13 protein-coding genes are annotated in these 16,420 nt (G+C 70.0%); 6 read left to right on the top strand and 7 right to left on the bottom strand.

Going from position 1 to position 16,420, the window contains the following annotated elements:
- The first annotated feature begins 3 nt into the window (after positions 1–3).
- The 5 genes from ACK8CO_RS01675 to ACK8CO_RS01655 are packed head-to-tail and all read left to right on the top strand — an operon-like array spanning position 4 to position 4,536.
- A complete protein-coding gene (locus tag ACK8CO_RS01675; protein ID WP_080616098.1) occupies positions 4–888 on the top strand; it encodes an ABC transporter permease in 885 nt (294 codons plus the stop codon).
- Positions 875–1,915, top strand: coding sequence for an ABC transporter ATP-binding protein (locus ACK8CO_RS01670; RefSeq protein ID WP_414897938.1), 1,041 nt, complete (start codon positions 875–877; stop codon positions 1,913–1,915). Before ACK8CO_RS01675 ends, ACK8CO_RS01670 begins: the two co-directional genes overlap by 14 nt.
- Positions 1,912–2,892, top strand: coding sequence for an ABC transporter ATP-binding protein (locus tag ACK8CO_RS01665; RefSeq protein ID WP_414897937.1), 981 nt, complete (start codon positions 1,912–1,914; stop codon positions 2,890–2,892). Before ACK8CO_RS01670 ends, ACK8CO_RS01665 begins: the two co-directional genes overlap by 4 nt.
- 4 nt (positions 2,893–2,896) lie before the next feature.
- Complete coding sequence (locus ACK8CO_RS01660) at positions 2,897–4,072, top strand: amidase (protein WP_414897936.1); 1,176 nt, start codon at positions 2,897–2,899, stop codon at positions 4,070–4,072.
- On the top strand, positions 4,069–4,536 hold the full coding sequence (locus tag ACK8CO_RS01655; protein ID WP_414897935.1) for a RidA family protein: 468 nt from the start codon (positions 4,069–4,071) through the stop codon (positions 4,534–4,536). Before ACK8CO_RS01660 ends, ACK8CO_RS01655 begins: the two co-directional genes overlap by 4 nt.
- Before the next feature lie 39 nt (positions 4,537–4,575).
- Here ACK8CO_RS01655 and ACK8CO_RS01650 read toward each other — a convergent pair whose 3' ends face one another.
- The 7 genes from ACK8CO_RS01650 to ACK8CO_RS01620 form a co-directional block, all read right to left on the bottom strand.
- On the bottom strand, positions 4,576–5,382 hold the full coding sequence (locus ACK8CO_RS01650; protein ID WP_414897934.1) for an ATP-binding cassette domain-containing protein: 807 nt from the start codon (positions 5,380–5,382) through the stop codon (positions 4,576–4,578).
- Positions 5,375–6,388: an ABC transporter ATP-binding protein gene (locus ACK8CO_RS01645; RefSeq protein ID WP_414897933.1), complete on the bottom strand. Its 1,014-nt coding sequence runs from the start codon at positions 6,386–6,388 to the stop codon at positions 5,375–5,377. Before ACK8CO_RS01645 ends, ACK8CO_RS01650 begins: the two co-directional genes overlap by 8 nt.
- Positions 6,388–7,272: an ABC transporter permease gene (locus ACK8CO_RS01640; protein ID WP_414897932.1), complete on the bottom strand. Its 885-nt coding sequence runs from the start codon at positions 7,270–7,272 to the stop codon at positions 6,388–6,390. The genes ACK8CO_RS01645 and ACK8CO_RS01640 overlap by 1 nt, the downstream gene beginning before the upstream one ends.
- Complete coding sequence (locus ACK8CO_RS01635) at positions 7,269–8,276, bottom strand: ABC transporter permease (RefSeq protein ID WP_414897931.1); 1,008 nt, start codon at positions 8,274–8,276, stop codon at positions 7,269–7,271. The genes ACK8CO_RS01640 and ACK8CO_RS01635 overlap by 4 nt, the downstream gene beginning before the upstream one ends.
- Positions 8,277–8,343: 67 nt before the next feature.
- Entirely contained in the window at positions 8,344–9,927 is a 1,584-nt protein-coding gene (locus ACK8CO_RS01630) for an ABC transporter substrate-binding protein (protein ID WP_414897930.1), read from the bottom strand.
- An 81-nt stretch (positions 9,928–10,008) separates the two neighbouring features.
- The gene (locus ACK8CO_RS01625) at positions 10,009–13,845 is read right to left on the bottom strand and encodes a hydantoinase B/oxoprolinase family protein (RefSeq protein ID WP_414897929.1); all 3,837 of its coding nucleotides are present in this window, start codon (positions 13,843–13,845) and stop codon (positions 10,009–10,011) included.
- An 8-nt stretch (positions 13,846–13,853) separates the two neighbouring features.
- Positions 13,854–14,606 carry an IclR family transcriptional regulator gene (locus ACK8CO_RS01620; protein ID WP_080616109.1) on the bottom strand — a complete coding sequence of 251 codons (753 nt, stop codon included), beginning with the start codon at positions 14,604–14,606 and terminating at the stop codon, positions 13,854–13,856.
- Positions 14,607–15,065: 459 nt separating this feature from the next.
- Between ACK8CO_RS01620 and ACK8CO_RS01615 the strand changes: the two genes are divergently transcribed.
- On the top strand, positions 15,066–16,328 hold the full coding sequence (locus ACK8CO_RS01615) for a KamA family radical SAM protein (RefSeq protein ID WP_414897928.1): 1,263 nt from the start codon (positions 15,066–15,068) through the stop codon (positions 16,326–16,328).
- The last annotated feature ends 92 nt before the right edge of the window (positions 16,329–16,420 follow it).

The following is a 16,420-nucleotide window of genomic DNA, read 5'->3' as shown; positions in this document are numbered from 1 at the left end:
CTGATGGCGCTGACCGAAACCCTCGAGCCGGTTCAGACCCCCGAGGCGCGCAAGGGCTACTGGGCGGGCGTGGCCGGGCGGCTGGCGCGCGACCCGGTCTCGATGCTCTGCCTCGCCGTGGTCGTCATGCTGATCCTCGCCGCGATCTTCGCGCCGTATCTCGGGCTTGCCGATCCCTACAAGGGCTCGATGATCGCGCGGCTGAAACCCATCGGCACGCCCGGCCATCTCCTCGGCACCGACGAGCAGGGCCGCGACATGCTGGCCCGTCTGATCCATGGCGGGCGGCTGACGCTGTTCATCGGGCTGATGCCGGTGGTCTTCGCCTTCTTCATCGGCACGGCCCTGGGCATCGTCGCGGGCTATGTCGGCGGCAGGCTCAACACCCTCATCATGCGGGTGGTCGATGTCTTCTTCGCCTTCCCCTCGGTGCTTCTGGCCATCGCCATCTCGGGTGCGCTGGGGGCGGGCATCGTCAATTCGCTGGTCTCACTGACCATCGTCTTCGTGCCGCCCATCACCCGCGTCGCCGAGGCGGTGACCTCGGGCGTGCGCAGTCTCGATTACATCGACGCTGCCCGCGCCACCGGCGCCAGCGCGCTGACGGTGATCCGGGTCCATGTGATCGGCAACGTGCTGTCGCCGATCTTCGTCTATGCCACCTCGCTGACCAGCGTCTGCATGATCCTCGCGGCGGGGCTTTCCTTCCTCGGGATCGGCGTCCGCCCGCCCGAGCCGGAATGGGGCCTGATGCTGAACACGCTGCGCTCGGCGATCTATGTCGATCCGTGGCTCTCGGCGCTGCCGGGGGTGATGATCTTCGTCACCTCGCTGTGCCTCAACCTGCTGAGCGACGGCGTGAGGAGTGCGATGAATGTCCGCGACTGAGCTTTACGACCTTCTTCCCGACCGCGGCGGCCCGGCCCAGCCCCTTTTGACGGTGCGGGGGCTGCGGAAATACTTCCCCGTCCGGGGCGGCATCCTCGGCCGCACCCAGGCCATGGTGCAGGCCGTCGACGGGGTCTCCTTCGAGGTCCGCAAGGGCGAGACGCTGGGCATCGTCGGAGAATCCGGCTGCGGCAAATCGACCACGGCGCGACTGGCGGTGGGGCTGATCGAGCGCGACCGGGGCGATATCATCTTCGACGGCGACGCGCTGGGCGACACGCTTAGCTTGCGCGAGTTGCGTCGCGGCATCCAGATGGTGTTCCAGGACAGCTATGCCTCGCTGAACCCGCGGCTGACCATCGAGGAGTCGGTGGCCTTCGGCGCCAGGGTGCAGGGCCTTTCGGACCCGATGGGGCGGGCCCATGGCCTGCTGAGCCGGGTGGGGCTCGATCCTGCGCGCTTTGCCCAGCGCTATCCGCATGAGCTGTCGGGCGGCCAGCGCCAGCGCGTGAACATCGCCCGGGCGCTGGCGATGTCGCCCCGGCTGGTGGTGCTGGACGAGGCGGTCTCGGCGCTCGACAAGTCGGTCGAGGCGCAGGTCCTGAACCTGCTGGCCGATCTGCGCGCCGAATTCGGGCTGACCTATATCTTCATCAGCCATGATCTGAACGTGGTGCGCTACATCTCGGACCGGGTGCTGGTGATGTATCTGGGCGAGGTGGTCGAGGTCGCCCCGGTCGCGGCGATCTGGGCGCGGCAGGCCCATCCCTATACCCGCTCGCTGTTCTCGGCGATGCCCTCGATGGACCCGGACAACCGGACCCTGGAGCCGCCCCTCACGGGCGATCCGCCGAACCCGATCGACCCGCCCGGGGGCTGCCGCTTCCACACCCGCTGTCCCTTTGCCGCAACGCTTTGCGGACGCAAGGCCCCCGCGCTGCGCCCGCTCGACGACGGCGGCCATCTGGCCGCCTGCCACCTTCACGACCCGGCCTCGGGTCATCCCAAGGCGGGGAAGATCGCATGACCGACACGCTTCTCGACATCCGCAACCTCTCCGTCCGCTTCAGGGGCGCGCGCACGGTCCATGCCATCAACGATCTCTCGCTGTCGCTGGGGCAGGGCGAGACGCTGGCGCTTCTGGGCGAAAGCGGTTCGGGCAAGAGCGTCACGCTGAAGGCGCTCCTGGGGCTCCTGCCGCCGAAACGGACCGAGATCGAGGGCGATATCCGGGTCGGCGGCACCGATGTGCTGCGGCTGTCGGGGCGGGCGCTGAGGCGCTATCGCGGCGGCGAGGTGTCGATGGTGTTCCAGGAGCCGGCGCTGGCGCTCGACCCGGTCTACACCGTCGGCGCCCAGATCGCCGAGACGGTGATGCGGCACAAGCGGGTCCGGCGCGCCGAGGCGATGGAGGTCGCGCTTGATATGCTCCGGCGCGTCAGGATCCCATCGCCCGAGCGGCGGCTGCAGAATTTCCCGCATGAGTTGTCAGGCGGCATGCGTCAGCGGGTGATGATCGCGCTGGCGCTGGCCTGCCGGCCCCGGCTTTTGCTGGCCGACGAACCGACAACGGCTCTTGACGCCACCGTCCAGATCCAGATTCTGCTTCTGCTGCGCGAACTGCAGAAGGAATTCGGAATGGGGGTGGTCTTCGTCACCCACGATATCGGTGTGGCGGTGGAAGTCTCGGAACGGATCGCGGTGATGTATGCCGGCCGGATCGTCGAAGAGGGCACCACCCGTGAAATCATCCGGGATCCGCGCCACCCCTACACGCGCGGGCTCTTGGCGGCCAACCTGCACGATGTGGCACGGGGAGAGCGGCTGGCCGCGATCCCGGGCGCGCCGCCCGCTCTGGAGACCCGGCCCGCCTCCTGTTCCTTCGCGCCGCGCTGTGCGCTGGCCGGACCCGACTGCCGGGCCGGGCTGCCGCCTGTTATGACCCCTGCGCCACGGCGCCGCGTGGCCTGTCTGCGCGCCGACGAGGCCGTTCCTACCGAGTGACCGGATGCTGATCGAGAAAGATGCCTATCATGCCTTCATGCCCTATCCCGCCATTGAGGTGGAAAATGCCACCGAGGGTCCGCTTGCCGGGCTGACGCTTGCGGTCAAGGACCTGTTCGACGTCCGGGGCTACCGCACCGGCTGCGGCTGCCCGCTGAAACTGGCCGCGGCGACGGACGCCGAAACCTCGGCCCCCGCGGTGCAGCGGCTGCTCGATGCGGGCGCGCGCTTCGTCGGCAAGACCCATACCGACGAGCTGGCCTGGGCGCTTTACGGGATCAATGCCCATTTTGGCACCCCGGTGAACCCGAAGGCGCCCGACCGCATTCCGGGCGGGTCCTCCTCGGGCTCGGCGGTCGCGGTGGCTGCCGGACTGGCCGATATCGCGCTCGGGACCGATACCGGCGGTTCGATCCGCTCACCCGCAAGCTTTTGCGGGATCTGGGGGCTTCGGCCCACCCATGGCCGAGTGCCGCTGGGGGGCGCGATGGCGCTGGCACCAAGCTATGACACCGCCGGGCTTCTCGCCCGCGACGGTGCGACGCTCCTGCAGGCGGCCGGGGCCTTGATGGAGCCCGACCCGGTGCCGCTGTCCGAGATGCCCGATCTGCTCTGGCCCGCCGACATGGTGGCCCAGCTCGACGAGGCGCCGCGCGCGGTGCTGGAGGCGGCCTTCGGCACCATGCCCTCGCGTGAGGTCGAGGTCTATCCCGAGGGCGCGGCGGCGGCCTATGCCGCCTATCTGGTGACCAACGGCGCAGATGCGCGCGACGCGGTGCTGCCCTTCATCCGCGGCTCGGGCATGCCGCTAGTGCGCGGCATCGACGGGCGCGCGGCGGCGGCCGAGGCGCTTGATGACGCCGAGATCGACAGGGCCCGCGCCACCCGCCATGCCTTCACCGCCCATCTCGAGGAAATGCTGGTCGATGCCGTCCTGCTGGCGCCGGCGGTTCATGCGCCCCCCTTTGCGCTCGACGCGCCGGTCGAGGTCTTCGACGGCTTCCGCCACGACGCGATGCGGCTTCTCTGCGTTGCCGGGCTGGCCGGGCTGCCGCAGGTGGTCCTGCCCGCGGGCGTAGTCGAGGGCGCGCCCTACGGTGTGTCGCTGATCGGGCCGCGGGGCTCGGATCTGTCGTTGATCGCGCTGGCGCGCAGGCTCGTGCCGGAGCCGCAGCAGTGACCGTCTGTCCGGTCGAGAGCCGTCTTTACGACATCGGGCAAAGGCTGCCCGACAGCGCGCCCTCGCGGGCCCTGTTCCTGCCCGGCAAGATCAGCGGCAATCTGCTGTTCCTGTCCGGGCAGATCTGCGAATGGGAGGGGGAGCCGCGGTATTTCGGTCCGGCCAGGGACGATTTCGATCTGGCCGAGGCGCAGGAGGCAGCGCGGATATGCGCGCTGAACCTCCTGTTCTCGGCCCGCAGCCTGCTGGGTTCGCTGACCCGGGTGCGCGAGGTCGTGCGGGTCGGCGGTTTCGTCTCGGCCCCGCCGGGCTTCGAGGGCGGGCCGATGATCGTCGACGGCGCCTCGCAGCTTTTCGTCGATATCTGGGGCGAGGCCGGGAAACATGCCCGCACGGCGGTCTGCGTCTCGTCGCTGCCGGCCAATGCGTTGGTCGAGATCGACGCGGTGCTCGAGATCGGCTGAGACCTCATCGGCCGTGCGCGCGCGCTGGGCCCGCACGCTTCAGCCCGGCTGCCGCAGCTCCGGGGCGGCGGCGATCAGCATGCGGGCATAGGCGCTTTGCGGCGCGTTGAAGATCTGCGCGGCGGGTCCGGTCTCGATCAGCCGCCCCTGCCGGATCAGCGCGACCCGGTCGCAGAGATAGCGCACCACGCCCAGATCGTGGCTGATGAAGAGATAGGTCAGCCCCAGCCGGTCCTGCAGGTCGATCAGCAGGTTCAGCACCTGCGCCTGCACCGAGACGTCGAGCGCCGAGGTCGGCTCGTCGAGCAGCAGCAGCTCTGGGCGCGCGGCCAGCGCCCGGGCGATGCAGACCCGCTGCCGCTGTCCGCCCGAGAATTCATGCGGAAACCGGCGCAGATGCTCTTCCCGCAGCCCCACCATCGCCATCAGCTCGGCGGCACGCTCGCGCCGTCCGCGCCGGTCGAGACCGACGATCTCTCGATGCACCCGCATCGGTTCGGTCACGATCTGCTCGATGGTCATGCGCGGGTTCAGCGCGGCCTGCGGGTCCTGGAACACGATCTGGACCCGGGCGCGGAAGGCACGGAGCGCGCGCGGCCCGAACCTGGCCACGTCCTCTCCGCGATAGAGGATCTGCCCGGCATCCGGCGCCTCGAGCCGCAGGATCACGCGTGTCAGCGTGCTCTTGCCCGAGCCGCTTTCGCCCACCAGCCCGAGGCTTTCGCCGCGCCCGATGCTCAGGCTCACATCCTCCAGCGCGATCACCTCGGGGCTGCGCGACAGCAGGTTCCGGCGCGGGCGGTAGCGGCGGGTGAGGCCGCGGATCTCGAGAAGCGGCTCAGCCATCGGCGGCCCCTGCGACGGGGTGCAGGCAGGAGACCGAATGGCCGGCTCCGAGCGCGTATGTCGGGGGCGGTGCGGTGCGGCAGGCGGCTTGTGCGCGCGGGCAGCGCGGGGCAAAGCGGCAGCCGGGCGGCGGGTCGAACAGGTCGGGCACGGTGCCGGGCAACCCCCGCAGCGCTCCGCGCGGCGTGTTCCGGGTCGGGATCGCGGCCATCAGCGCGCGGGTATAGGGATGGGCGGGCCGGTCCAGCAGCTCTGCCACCGGCCCGGTCTCGACCACATTGCCCGCATACATCACCGCGACATGGCTGCAGGTCTGCGCCACCACGCCCATGTTATGGGTGATCAGGATCACGCCCAGCCCGCGATCGGCCACCATGCCGCGCAGAAGCGTCAGGATCTGGGCCTGGACCGAGACGTCGAGCGCGGTCGTGGGCTCGTCGGCGATCAGCAGGTCGGGCCGCCCGATCAGCGCCATCGCGATCAGTACGCGCTGGCGCATCCCGCCCGAGAATTCATGCGGCCAGGCGTTCAGCCGCTGCCGGGCCGAGGCGATGCCGACGCGCTCGAGCATCTCGGCCGCCAGCGCCCGGGCCGCGGGCCGGGCGGGACCGGGGCCAAGCAGGTCGGGGGCGTGGCGCCCGGCGGCCAGTGCCGCGTCGACGAGCTGGTCGCCGATCCGCATGGTCGGGTTGAGATTGGTGCCCGGGTCCTGGAAGATCATGCCGATGCGGCGGCCGCGCAGCGCCCGCATCCGGCGCTCGGAGAGCGTCATCAGGTTCTCTCCGTCAAGGCGGATCTCGCCCGACGGGTAGTGCGCGGGCGGCTGCGGCACCAGCCGCGAGACCGACAGCCCGGTCAGCGACTTGCCGCAGCCCGACTCGCCCACCAGCCCCCAGATCTCGCCCCGCGCGACGCTCAGCCCGACCCCGTTCAGCACATGTGCCGGGCCGTCGCCGGTCATCATCCTCAGATGCAAATCGCGGATCTCGAGCAGCGGCGGCGCCATCAGCGGCGCCCCTTCGGGTCGAGCAGGTCGCGCAGCCCGTCGCCCAGCAGGTTGAAGCCGAACACCGACACGAAGATCGCAAGCCCCGGCGCCATTGCCGTCCACCAGACATCCGGCATGTAGTTGCGCGCGGTCGCCAGCATTGTGCCCCATTCCGGCACCGGCGGCCGCACCCCGATGCCGATGAAGCCGAGCCCGGCCACGGCGAGGATCGCGAAGCCCATGTCGAGCGACATCTTGACGATCACCGGCGAGAGGCAGTTGGGCAGCACATGGCAAAACAGCACCCGCGCCTGAGAGGCGCCCATTGCCCGGGCGGCGGTGACATAGACCGCCTCGCGTGCCGACAGCACTTCGCCGCGCAGCAGCCGGGCATAGCCGGGCCACCAGCCCAGCGAGATCGCCAGCACCATGTTCTGGAAGCCCGGCCCCAGCGCCGCGGCGATGGCCATGGCGAGGATCAGGTTCGGAACCGTCAGCACCAGATCGGTCAGCCGCATCAGGATCTCGTCGATCCAGCCGCCCGCAAAGCCCGCGATGGCGCCGACAAGCGTGCCGATGGCGCTGCCGATCAGCACCACGGCAAAGCCCGCCAGCACCGAGATGCTGGCGCCCGCGAGGGTCAGCGACAGCACGTCCTGCCCGAGCTCGTTGGTGCCGAAGGGATGCGCGGCCGAGGGCGGCAGGAAGCGCGCGGCGGTGTCGATGCCGCCCGCGACATGATCGGGATAGGGCGCGAGAAACGGGCCGAGGGCGGCCGTCGCCAGCACCAGCGCGACCAGCCCCGCGCCGACCATCGACAGCCGGCTCTGGCGGAACCTGCAGAAGGCGCGGTGCAGCCCCTCGCGGCGTGGGCGCAGGGGGGGGGAGGTCAGGGCGCTCATCCGTAGCGGACCTTCGGGTCGACCAGCCCGTAGGCCAGGTCGATGACGAGATTGACGAAGATGAAGATCAGCCCGCTGACGAGCGCCACCCCGATCACCGGCATCATGTCCTGGCTGAGGATCGCGCGCGTGGCGTAAAGCCCGAGCCCGGGCCAGTCGAACACGGTCTCGACCAGCACCGTCCCGCCCAGAAGCCAGCCGATGTAGAGCCCGGTCACCGTCAGCGTCGACGAGATCGCGTTGCGGCCGACGGTCTTGATCAGGATCTTGCGGCGCGGCAGGCCGAGGGCGCGGGCGGTGGTGACGTAATCCTCGGCCATCACCTCGATCGCCGCGGCGCGCATGGTGCGCATGATCGCGGCCAGCGGCGAGAGCGAGAGCGCGAGGGCGGGCAGGGCGAGATGGCGGCAGGCCGCTGCGAGGGTCCGCCACTCGCCCGCCAGTGCCGCATCGAGGGTGACGAATCCCGTCACCCGGGGCGGCGGAAAGGTCACGACCGGAAGCTGTCCGCCCAGCGGCAGCCACATCAGCCACATCGCGAAGACCAGTTGCAGAAGCAGGCCGAGGAAGAAGCGCGGCATCGAGATCGCCCCGATCGCCAGCACCTGGCTGAGATAGTCGGGCCAGCGATTGCGCCAGAGCGCGGTCAGAAGCCCCAGCGGCAGGCCGATGGCCAGCGCGATCATCATCGCGGACAGCACCAGTTCCAGCGTCGCGGGCAAATAGGTGGCGATATCCTCGGCGACCGGGCGCCGGGTCATCAGCGAGCGCCCCAGATCGCCCCGGGCGAGCCCCGAGACATAGCTGAGATACTGCTCCCAGACCGGCCGGTCGAGCCCGAACTCCCGCGCCAGCGCGGCGCGCTCGGCCAGTGTCGCATTGGGGCCGGCGGCCAGTCCGACCGGATCGCCCGGCAAGAGCCTGGCGATGGCGAACATGATCAGCGTGAGCCCGATCAGGACGGGCACGAGCATCAGGAGGCGACGGAGGAGAAAGCTCAGCATGGGCCGGCTCCCCGACCGCGCCGCGCCTGCCGCGCCGGCTGTGGCGCGGCGGGACGGATGCCCGGCCTCAGCTCAGCGACAACGGCCAGCATTCGATGGCGTTCGAGGCGACCGGGGTGAACACGTAGTTCTGAACCGATGCGCGCAGCCCGAGCTTGCGCTTTTCGAGCACCCCGAAAATGTCGGGCGCATCCGCCACCACCGCGCGCTGGAAATCGCCGTAGATCTGCCGGCGTCTGTCGGGATCGATCTCGGCCCGGCCCGCCTCGATCAGCCGGTCGACCTCGGGACTGGAATAGACCGCGTTCTGCCAGTTGCCGTTCGAGGCGGAATGATAGGCGGCATAGGCGATATTGTCGGGATCGCCGTAATTCGCGGTCTGATAGACCGGGAAGAAGTCGGGGAAGGTCTCGGGGCGGGTGCAGGCGGCGACCATGTCGGGCCAGGACAGCGGCTGGATCTCGAGCCCGATGCCAAGCGCCTTGAGGCTGTCGAGCAGCACCATCGCATAGCGCCGCTCCTGCTCGAGATGCGAGACATAGACCATCTTCAGCGTGATCCCGCCCTCGGGCGTGGCGGTCCTGGCCAGATGCGCGCGGGCTGCCTCGGGATCGTGTCGCGGCACCTCCAGCCCGGGATCGTGGCCGAGAATGCCATTGGGCAGAGGCCCGACCATCAGCTCGGCATATCCGGCCGTATCGAGCAGCGCCCGGTAGTTCACGGCATAAGAGATCGCGCGGCGCATGTTGATATCGGCCAGCGGCCCGTGCCGCGTGTTCATCTTGATCGAGAAGGTGCGGTATTCGGGTTCGATCACCCGGACCACGCCGGGCGCGCCCTCGAGCGCGTCCATGTCCTCGGAGCTCAGATCGAGCGCGGCATGGGCCTCGCCCCGCTGCAGCATCAGCCTCTCGCTGGCCGCCTCGCGCGAGACGCGCCAGATGATGCCGTCGAGATTGCCCCCGCCGGGCTGCCAGGCGGCCGGCGCGCGCAGGAAGCGGTACAGCGCGCCGGGGCGGCTTTGCTGAAGCTGGAACGGTCCCGAGGCGGCGGTATTCGACATCAGCCAGCTCTGGCCGTCATCCTCGCCCAGATGGGCCTCGACCACGGCCTTCTCGACCACCGCGAACCAGGGCAGCACCGAGAGGAACGCGGCGAAGGGTGCTGCAAGCGAGATCCTGACCGTGGCCGGATCGAGCGCCTCCAGCCCCTCGGGCGTGACGATGTTGCGCAGCATCCAGGAATTGCCCTTGGCGAGACGCAGCGCGCGGGCGAAGGAATAGACCACGTCCTCGGCGGTGACGGGTTGCCCGGAATGGAACCGCGCCGCCGGATCGAGCCGGAAGGTGAAGACCATGCCGTCTTCGGAGGTCTCCCAGCTTTGCGCCAGCCCGGGCACCGGTTCGGGGGGCGTGCCCGCGGTCCGCAGCAGCGGGTCATAGACATTGCGCATGAAGAAGGCCGGGGCCGAGCCCGAGGTGGTATGCGGGTCGAGATTGGGGAAATCACTGCCCGAGGCAATGATCATCAGCCTTGGGTCCCTGGCCAGGACGGGGGCGGGCAGGGCGGCGGCAAGCGTCCCGGCGGCCAGGCCGGATCCGGCCAGCGCAAGGACCTGGCGCCGGGTCGGCGCTTCAGGCGAGTGGGGCATTCGAAGTCTCCGAGTTGGATGTGCCCGTTCCGGGTCTCGTTGGCAATGGGTCAGACTTGACAGTTTCCGAATATGGAACTTTCAGCCCGCTGTCGCCTCGTCCGGTACGGCATCCGCCGTGCGGTATTCCGTCGCGGCAGCCTCGGGAGAGACCAGACCGAGTGCCAGATCGCGGGCCAGCGCGGCCGGTCCACGCGTCTCGGCCGGGCCGTAGCCGGCGCCGCCCGCCAGTGTCAGTTCGACGATTTCGTCGGTTCCGCTCAGACTCAGCAGCGCGCCGTGGCCGACATCCTGCAGCAGCTTTCCGTCCGGGTCGAGCACCCGGCCCGAGGCCTTGCCGCCGGGGCGCCCGCCGAACAGGCCCGGGACCGGCGTCGCGGTGCCCTCGGGGTGAAGCAGGACCTGCATCGGCGTGCCATCCGCCTCGCGCTTGCGGAAACGCAGGATCTGGCCCAGCCCGCCGCGATGCCGGCCGGGGCCGCCGGTATCGGGGGCGAAGCGCTTGCAGAGCACCAGGATCGGCGTGCGGCTCTCGATCATCTCGACCGAGGTATTGGCCGCCGAGGTCGGCCAGAGCAGCGCCGAGTGCCCGTCGCCATGGGCCGAGGCGCCCTGGCCGCCGCCCAGAAGCAGAAGATCGGAATAGAGATCGCCGCGGGCATCCCTGCCATAGATATGGACCGAGCTCGGCAGCCCGGTATGGGCCTGCACGCCGCTTGCGGCGGCATCGGCCATCGCCCGGAAGATGTTGGGCGCGAGATACCAGCCGGTGCGGGTGCGCATGTTGACCGAGGCCGGAAAGGCGGGGTTCAGCACCGAGCCCTCGGGCGCGGTCACCCGGAACGGCCGGTAGCATCCGGCATTGCCGCGCACGCCCGGCGTCAGCATGCATTTCAGCGGATAGGTGGCATGGGCGGCGGTGTAGTTCAGCGTCGAATTCAGCCCGCCTTGCGGCAGTTGCGGCGGCGCGCCCTCGAAATCGACCAGCATGGCGTCGCCCTCGACCGCGATCCGCACCGGAAATTCCAGCGCCTCGCCCTGCGGCGCGCAGATGATGCTGCTGCGATAGTCGCCATCGGGCAGGGCCCGGATCGCCGCGCGCATGGCGCGTTCCGACAGGCCCTGCACTACCTCGGCCAGCGCCCGGAGGTCATGCATGCCGTAATCGGCCATGAAGGCATCCAGCCGCTCGGCGCCCAGCGCATTGGCGGCGACGAAGGAGAAGATGTCGCCCAGCACTTGATCGGGGTTGCGCACGTTCTGCCGGATCAGCTCGATCAGGGTCTCGTTCGGGCGGCCGCCATCGAACAGCTTCATCGGCGGGATCTGCAGCCCTTCCTCGTAGATCTCGCGGGCCCGAAGCGAATCCCGGGTGCCGCCGATATCCGAGACATGGCCGACCGTGCCCATCAGCCCGACCAGCCTGCCGTTGCGGAAGGCGGGCGTGACCAGGGCGATGTCGAAGAGATGCCCGGCGCAGAGCCAGGGATCGTTGGTGATCAGCACATCGCCGGGTTTGAGCGTGTCGGCCGGATAGCGCGCCAGAAGCGCCTTGACCGCGCGCGGCAGCGTCAGGTTGAAGACCGGCATCGCGCGGGGCGAATGGGCCAGCGTCTCGCCCTCGGGGTCGAGCAGCTCGCAGGCGAAATCCTGTGCCTCGGCGATGATCAGCGAAAAGGCGGTGCGGCAGACCGTCAGCCACATTTCCTCGACGACATTCTCAAGCCGCGCCCACATGATCTCGAGCCCGACCGGATCGGCCTCGATCCGCGCCACCGCTTCGGCGCGGTCCATCGAGGCCGTCACCAGCGCGGCCGCCGCGGCCGGGCGTGCGACCTCGATATGAAGCGCCCCCCCGGCATCGACGCGGGCGGTGTCCCCGGGGCCGATCAGGGTGGTCGCCTCGCGCTCCTCGACGATGGCCGGGCCCGCGATGCGGTCTCCGGGGACAAGCGCGTAGCGGTCGTAGATCGCGGTCTCGAACCGGCCCTGCTCGAACAGGCAGCTGCGGGTGCCCTTGAGGCGGGGCGAGTGGCTGGTCCTCCCGGGCGCGGCGCCCTCGCCATCAATGCCAGGCGTCAGCGCGGGAGCGGGCCCCGAGACCCGGGCCCGCAGCGCGATCACCTCGATCTCGGCCCCCTCGAAGGGCGGGGCATAGCGCGCGGCATAAGCCGCCTCGAAGGCCGCCCGAAGGCGCGGGCCGTCTTCGGGGCAGAGCCTGCCGTCGGGCAGCGGCACCGAAATCTCGTGCATCTGGCCGCGCAGCCGCATCTCGGCGCTGTGCTCGACAGAGGTCTCCGTTTCGCCGATCCCGGCCCGGGCCAGATGGGCGCGGCCCTCGGCCTCGATCGCGTCGAGCGTCCGGTTGATTGCCGCCGCATCGATCCGCTCGCCGACGGCGACGCGAAGCGTGCGCGCCGCCTCGAAGGACAGGGGGGCTGCGAGAAATCCCAGCGCCGAGGCCGCGCCCGAGGCGGGCGGCACCACCACCCGGGCGATCCCGAGCGCGCGGGCCACATCGGCCGCATGCGCGGGACCGGCGCCGCCGAATCCGACCATGGCGAAGTCGCGCGGATCGCGGCCGCGCTCGACGATATGCACGCGGGCGGCCGCGGCCATGTTCTCGACCACCACCTTGTGGATGCCGAGTGCGGCCTCATCGACGGACAGCCCGAGCGGCGCGGCGATACGGGCCACCGCCTGTCGCGCGGCCTCGGGCCTGAGCGCCATTCGGCCGCCCAGGAAGAAGCCCGGATCGTAATAGCCCAGCACCAGCGAGGCGTCGGTGACAGTGGGCTCGGTGCCGCCGAGCCCGTAGCAGGCCGGCCCCGGATCGGACCCGGCCGAGCGCGGCCCGACCTTCAGCAGCCCGACCTCGTCGATTGCCGCGATCGAGCCGCCGCCCGCGCCGATCTCGATCATCTCGATCACCGGGGTCCGGATCGGCAGGCCCGAACCGCGGGTAAAGCGGCGCACCCGCGCGGCCTCGATCTCGGGCGCGATGGCGGCCTGCCCGTCCTCGATCAGTGCGGCCTTGGCCGTGGTGCCGCCCATGTCGAAGGAGATCATGTCGCTCAGCCCGGCCGCGCGGCCGAAAAGCCCGGTCGCCAGCGCGCCGCCCGCCGGGCCGCTTTCCAGCAGCCGGATCGGAAAGTCGCGCGCGGTCTCGAGCGGAATGAGCCCGCCGGCCGAATGCATCAGCCGCAGTGCCCCGGCGAATCCCCGGGCGGCAAGGGCGCTTTCGATCCGGCCCAGATAGCGGTGCATCAGGGGCTGCACATAGGCATTGGCCGCGGCGGTCGCGGTGCGGCGGTATTCGCCGATCCCCGCCACGACATCCGAGGAGACCGAGACCGCGAGACCGGGGAAAGCGCTACGCAGGATCCCGGCGGCGCGGCGCTCATGCGCGGGGTTGGCATAGGAATGCAGGAAGGCGATGGCCACCGCCTCGCAGCCCGCGCCGACCAGTTCGGCGCCCGCCCGCTTCAGCGCGGCCTCGTCAAGGGTCAGCAGGACCCGGCCGGTGGCGTCGATGCGCTCGGGCACCTCGAGCCTCAGGTCGCGCGGGACCAGCGGCTCGGGGAAGGGCAGGAAGAGGTCGTAGATGTCGTAGCGCTGCTCGGTCCCCATCTCGAGGATGTCGCGGAACCCCTCGGTCGCGATCAGGCCGGTCCGGGCGCCGGTCCGCTCGATCACCGCATTGGTGACGAGGGTCGTGCCATGGACGATTTCCGACAGATCGCCGGGGCCGATCCCCTGCATCGCGAGGATCTCGTCAAGACCGGCCAGCGCGGCCTCGGAGGGGTCCTGCGGCGTCGTCAGGCGCTTGTGCAGGGTCAGGGCGCCGGTGGTGCCGTCATGCAGGACGAAATCGGTGAAGGTGCCGCCGATATCGAAGCCGAGACGCCATTTTGCCACCGGCGCGCTCATGCCGGGGCCCGGTCCCTTTCGGCGTGGCAGATCAGCGAATCCCCCAGCGCCTCGGCAATGCCGCCGGCCCCCTCGACCAGCGTGCCGATCATGTCGTCGCGTTCGCTGTCCGAGACGAGGTTGTGCGGATAGACCAGACAGAGGCTGACCGCCTCTCCGGTGACCGGGTCGCCCACCGCCACCGCGAGCCCGTCGACCCCGGGCATCGTCTGCTGCGACACGAAGGCATAGCCCTGCTTGCGGACAGGGTCGAGATCGCGCGACAGCCGGTCGGCGGCGAGCCGGTCGCCGTAAAGCCGCGCGAGTTCCTCGTCGGAGAGCCGCGCCAGCAGGCTGCGACCGGTGGCAGAGCGTTCGGCAGGCAGGCTGCGGCCGGTCGCAGAGCCGACGCGCAGCGCGTTGGTGCCCTCGAAATCGGCCACCGCCATCACGTTGCGGCCATCGCGGATCGAGACATAGCCGGTATGGCCGAATTGCTGGCTGGCCTCGTGGACCACCGCGCGGGCGCGGCCGAAGACGCTTGAGGAATAGCGGTAGGCGGCGGCGATGTTCAGCATCATCCGCCCGGGCCGGTGGCGGCGGGTGCCGCCGATCTCTTCCAGCATGCCGGTTTCGCGCATGGTCTTCAGCAGCCGCGAGGCCGAGGCTTTCGGCAGCCCCAGACGCTCGGACACTTCGGACACCGTCAGATCCGTACAGTCGTTACCGAAACAGCGCAGCACATGGGCTGCATTCTCGAGAATGGTCATCACAGCGTTCCAAAACACGGAAATACGGTTCCGTTTCCCGCAACAATTGCCGCTGCCCCGGCGCCGCGTCAATCGTAAACGGAACGTCAGAGCGGGCGGGGCCTGCCGGTCGCGGCGCTTGTCCGGCGATCCGGGGGGGGGCAGGAAGCCTTCCCGCGACGGGGCCGAAGGCGCTCCGTCAGCATGGTCGCGACGCGGTTTCGGGACGCCGCCCGTGCGCGTGCAGAGCCGGGCGAGGGGCCCGGCCACAGGGTGGCATCGCGCATGTCCGGTCCTGCCGGCCCATCGCCAGGCCGGGTTCCGGAAAGGCCACTGGTCAGGCACCCGGAAAGGCCTCTGGAAAGGGCCCGGCCTGCGATTGCACTCGGGCCCGAAGCGCGGCATGGTGCCGCTCCGGCAGGGCGGCCCCAGCGGCAAGGCCCGCGCGATGGCCGGAACGACAGCAAAACGGATAGCCCGATGGATGAGACCCACGCCCCCGATGCGACCCCCTCGCGCAACGGCACGGCGCAACCGACTGCCTTGCCTTCTGCCCGGCCGGCCGGGGCGGCAAGACGGCGCCCGGCCTTTCCTTCCAGCCCCGAGGCGCGGGCGTTCCGGCGCCGGTTCTTTCCCGAGGCCAGTGCCGCGGACTGGTCCGACTGGCGCTGGCAGCTGCGCGCGCGGATCCGCTCGCTTGACGGGCTCGCGCAGGTGTTCCGTCTGTCAGAGGACGAGCGCGCGGCGGTCGCCCGGCGCCAGAGCGGGCTGCCGGTCGGCATCACCCCCTATTACGCCTCGCTGATGGGGCACGACGATCCGGCCGAGCCCTTGCGCCGGACCCATATTCCGGTCGGGCAGGAATATCTGCGCCTGCCGGGCGAATCCGACGACCCGCTGGGCGAGACCCCCGACAGCAAGGTGCCGGGGCTGGTGCACCGCTATCCGGACCGGGTGCTGTTTCTGGCCACCGGCACCTGCTCGACCTATTGCCGCTATTGCACGCGCTCGCGGATGGTCGGCCAGCCCGGCGGCGAGGAGGGGATCTCGGCCCGCAACTGGGAGCGCGCCTTCGCCTATATCGCGGCCCATCCCCGGATCCGCGACGTCCTGGTCTCAGGCGGCGATCCGCTGACCCTGTCCGATGACAAGCTCGATTATCTTCTCGGCCGCCTGCGCGCCATTCCGCATGTCGAGTTCATCCGGATCGGGACCAAGGTGCCCTTGGTGCTGCCGATGCGGATCACCGGGGCGCTGACGCGGATGCTGCGGAAGCACCACCCGCTGTGGATGTCGCTGCATTGCACCCACCCGGCCGAGCTGGCACCCGAGGCGACCGAGGCGCTGACGCGGCTTGCCGATGCGGGCATTCCGCTCGGGGCGCAGACCGTGCTGCTCAGGGGCATCAACGACACGGTCGAGACCATGCGCACGCTTTGCCGCGGGCTTCTGAAGCGGCGGGTCCGGCCCTATTACCTGCTGCAATGCGACCCGATCACCGGGTCGGGCCAGTTCCGCACGCCGATCGAGACCGGGCTGGACCTCATCGACGGGCTGCGCGGCCATCTGACCGGCTATGCGGTGCCACAGTACATCATCGACGCGCCGGGGGGCGGCGGCAAGGTGGCGCTGGTGCCCGACCATATCGAGGGGCGCGAGGGCGACGATCTGCTGCTGCGCAACTTCGAGGGCCGGATCTACCGCTATCCCGATCCGGGCGGGCGGATCGGCGCGCGCGACTGAGATGCCGTTTCCGGCAGCCCGGTCCGGAACTTCTTGCACAAATTGTAATTTTCTTCGATTTTAACCGGGCTAAGTCGTATTTTCGCTTGATT

The sequence above is a fragment of the Rhodovulum sp. HP10 genome (assembly GCF_047553435.1).
Classification (GTDB): Bacteria; Pseudomonadota; Alphaproteobacteria; order Rhodobacterales; family Rhodobacteraceae; genus Rhodovulum.
Note: the sequence above shows the minus strand (reverse complement) of the source record. Positions and strands in the feature narration are given on the sequence as shown.

Excerpts from the sequence above, each read along its gene's own strand:
- ACK8CO_RS01675 (WP_080616098.1), top strand. The coding sequence starts at position 4 with ATGGCGCTGACCGAAACCCTCGAGCCGGTTCAGACCCCCGAGGCGCGC.
- ACK8CO_RS01670 (WP_414897938.1), top strand. The coding sequence starts at position 875 with ATGTCCGCGACTGAGCTTTACGACCTTCTTCCCGACCGCGGCGGCCCG.
- ACK8CO_RS01665 (WP_414897937.1), top strand. The coding sequence starts at position 1,912 with ATGACCGACACGCTTCTCGACATCCGCAACCTCTCCGTCCGCTTCAGG.
- ACK8CO_RS01660 (WP_414897936.1), top strand. The coding sequence starts at position 2,897 with ATGCTGATCGAGAAAGATGCCTATCATGCCTTCATGCCCTATCCCGCC.
- ACK8CO_RS01650 (WP_414897934.1), bottom strand. The coding sequence starts at position 5,382 with ATGGCTGAGCCGCTTCTCGAGATCCGCGGCCTCACCCGCCGCTACCGC.
- ACK8CO_RS01645 (WP_414897933.1), bottom strand. The coding sequence starts at position 6,388 with ATGGCGCCGCCGCTGCTCGAGATCCGCGATTTGCATCTGAGGATGATG.
- ACK8CO_RS01640 (WP_414897932.1), bottom strand. The coding sequence starts at position 7,272 with ATGAGCGCCCTGACCTCCCCCCCCCTGCGCCCACGCCGCGAGGGGCTG.
- ACK8CO_RS01635 (WP_414897931.1), bottom strand. The coding sequence starts at position 8,276 with ATGCTGAGCTTTCTCCTCCGTCGCCTCCTGATGCTCGTGCCCGTCCTG.
- ACK8CO_RS01630 (WP_414897930.1), bottom strand. The coding sequence starts at position 9,927 with ATGCCCCACTCGCCTGAAGCGCCGACCCGGCGCCAGGTCCTTGCGCTG.
- ACK8CO_RS01620 (WP_080616109.1), bottom strand. The coding sequence starts at position 14,606 with ATGACCATTCTCGAGAATGCAGCCCATGTGCTGCGCTGTTTCGGTAAC.
- ACK8CO_RS01615 (WP_414897928.1), top strand. The coding sequence starts at position 15,066 with ATGGATGAGACCCACGCCCCCGATGCGACCCCCTCGCGCAACGGCACG.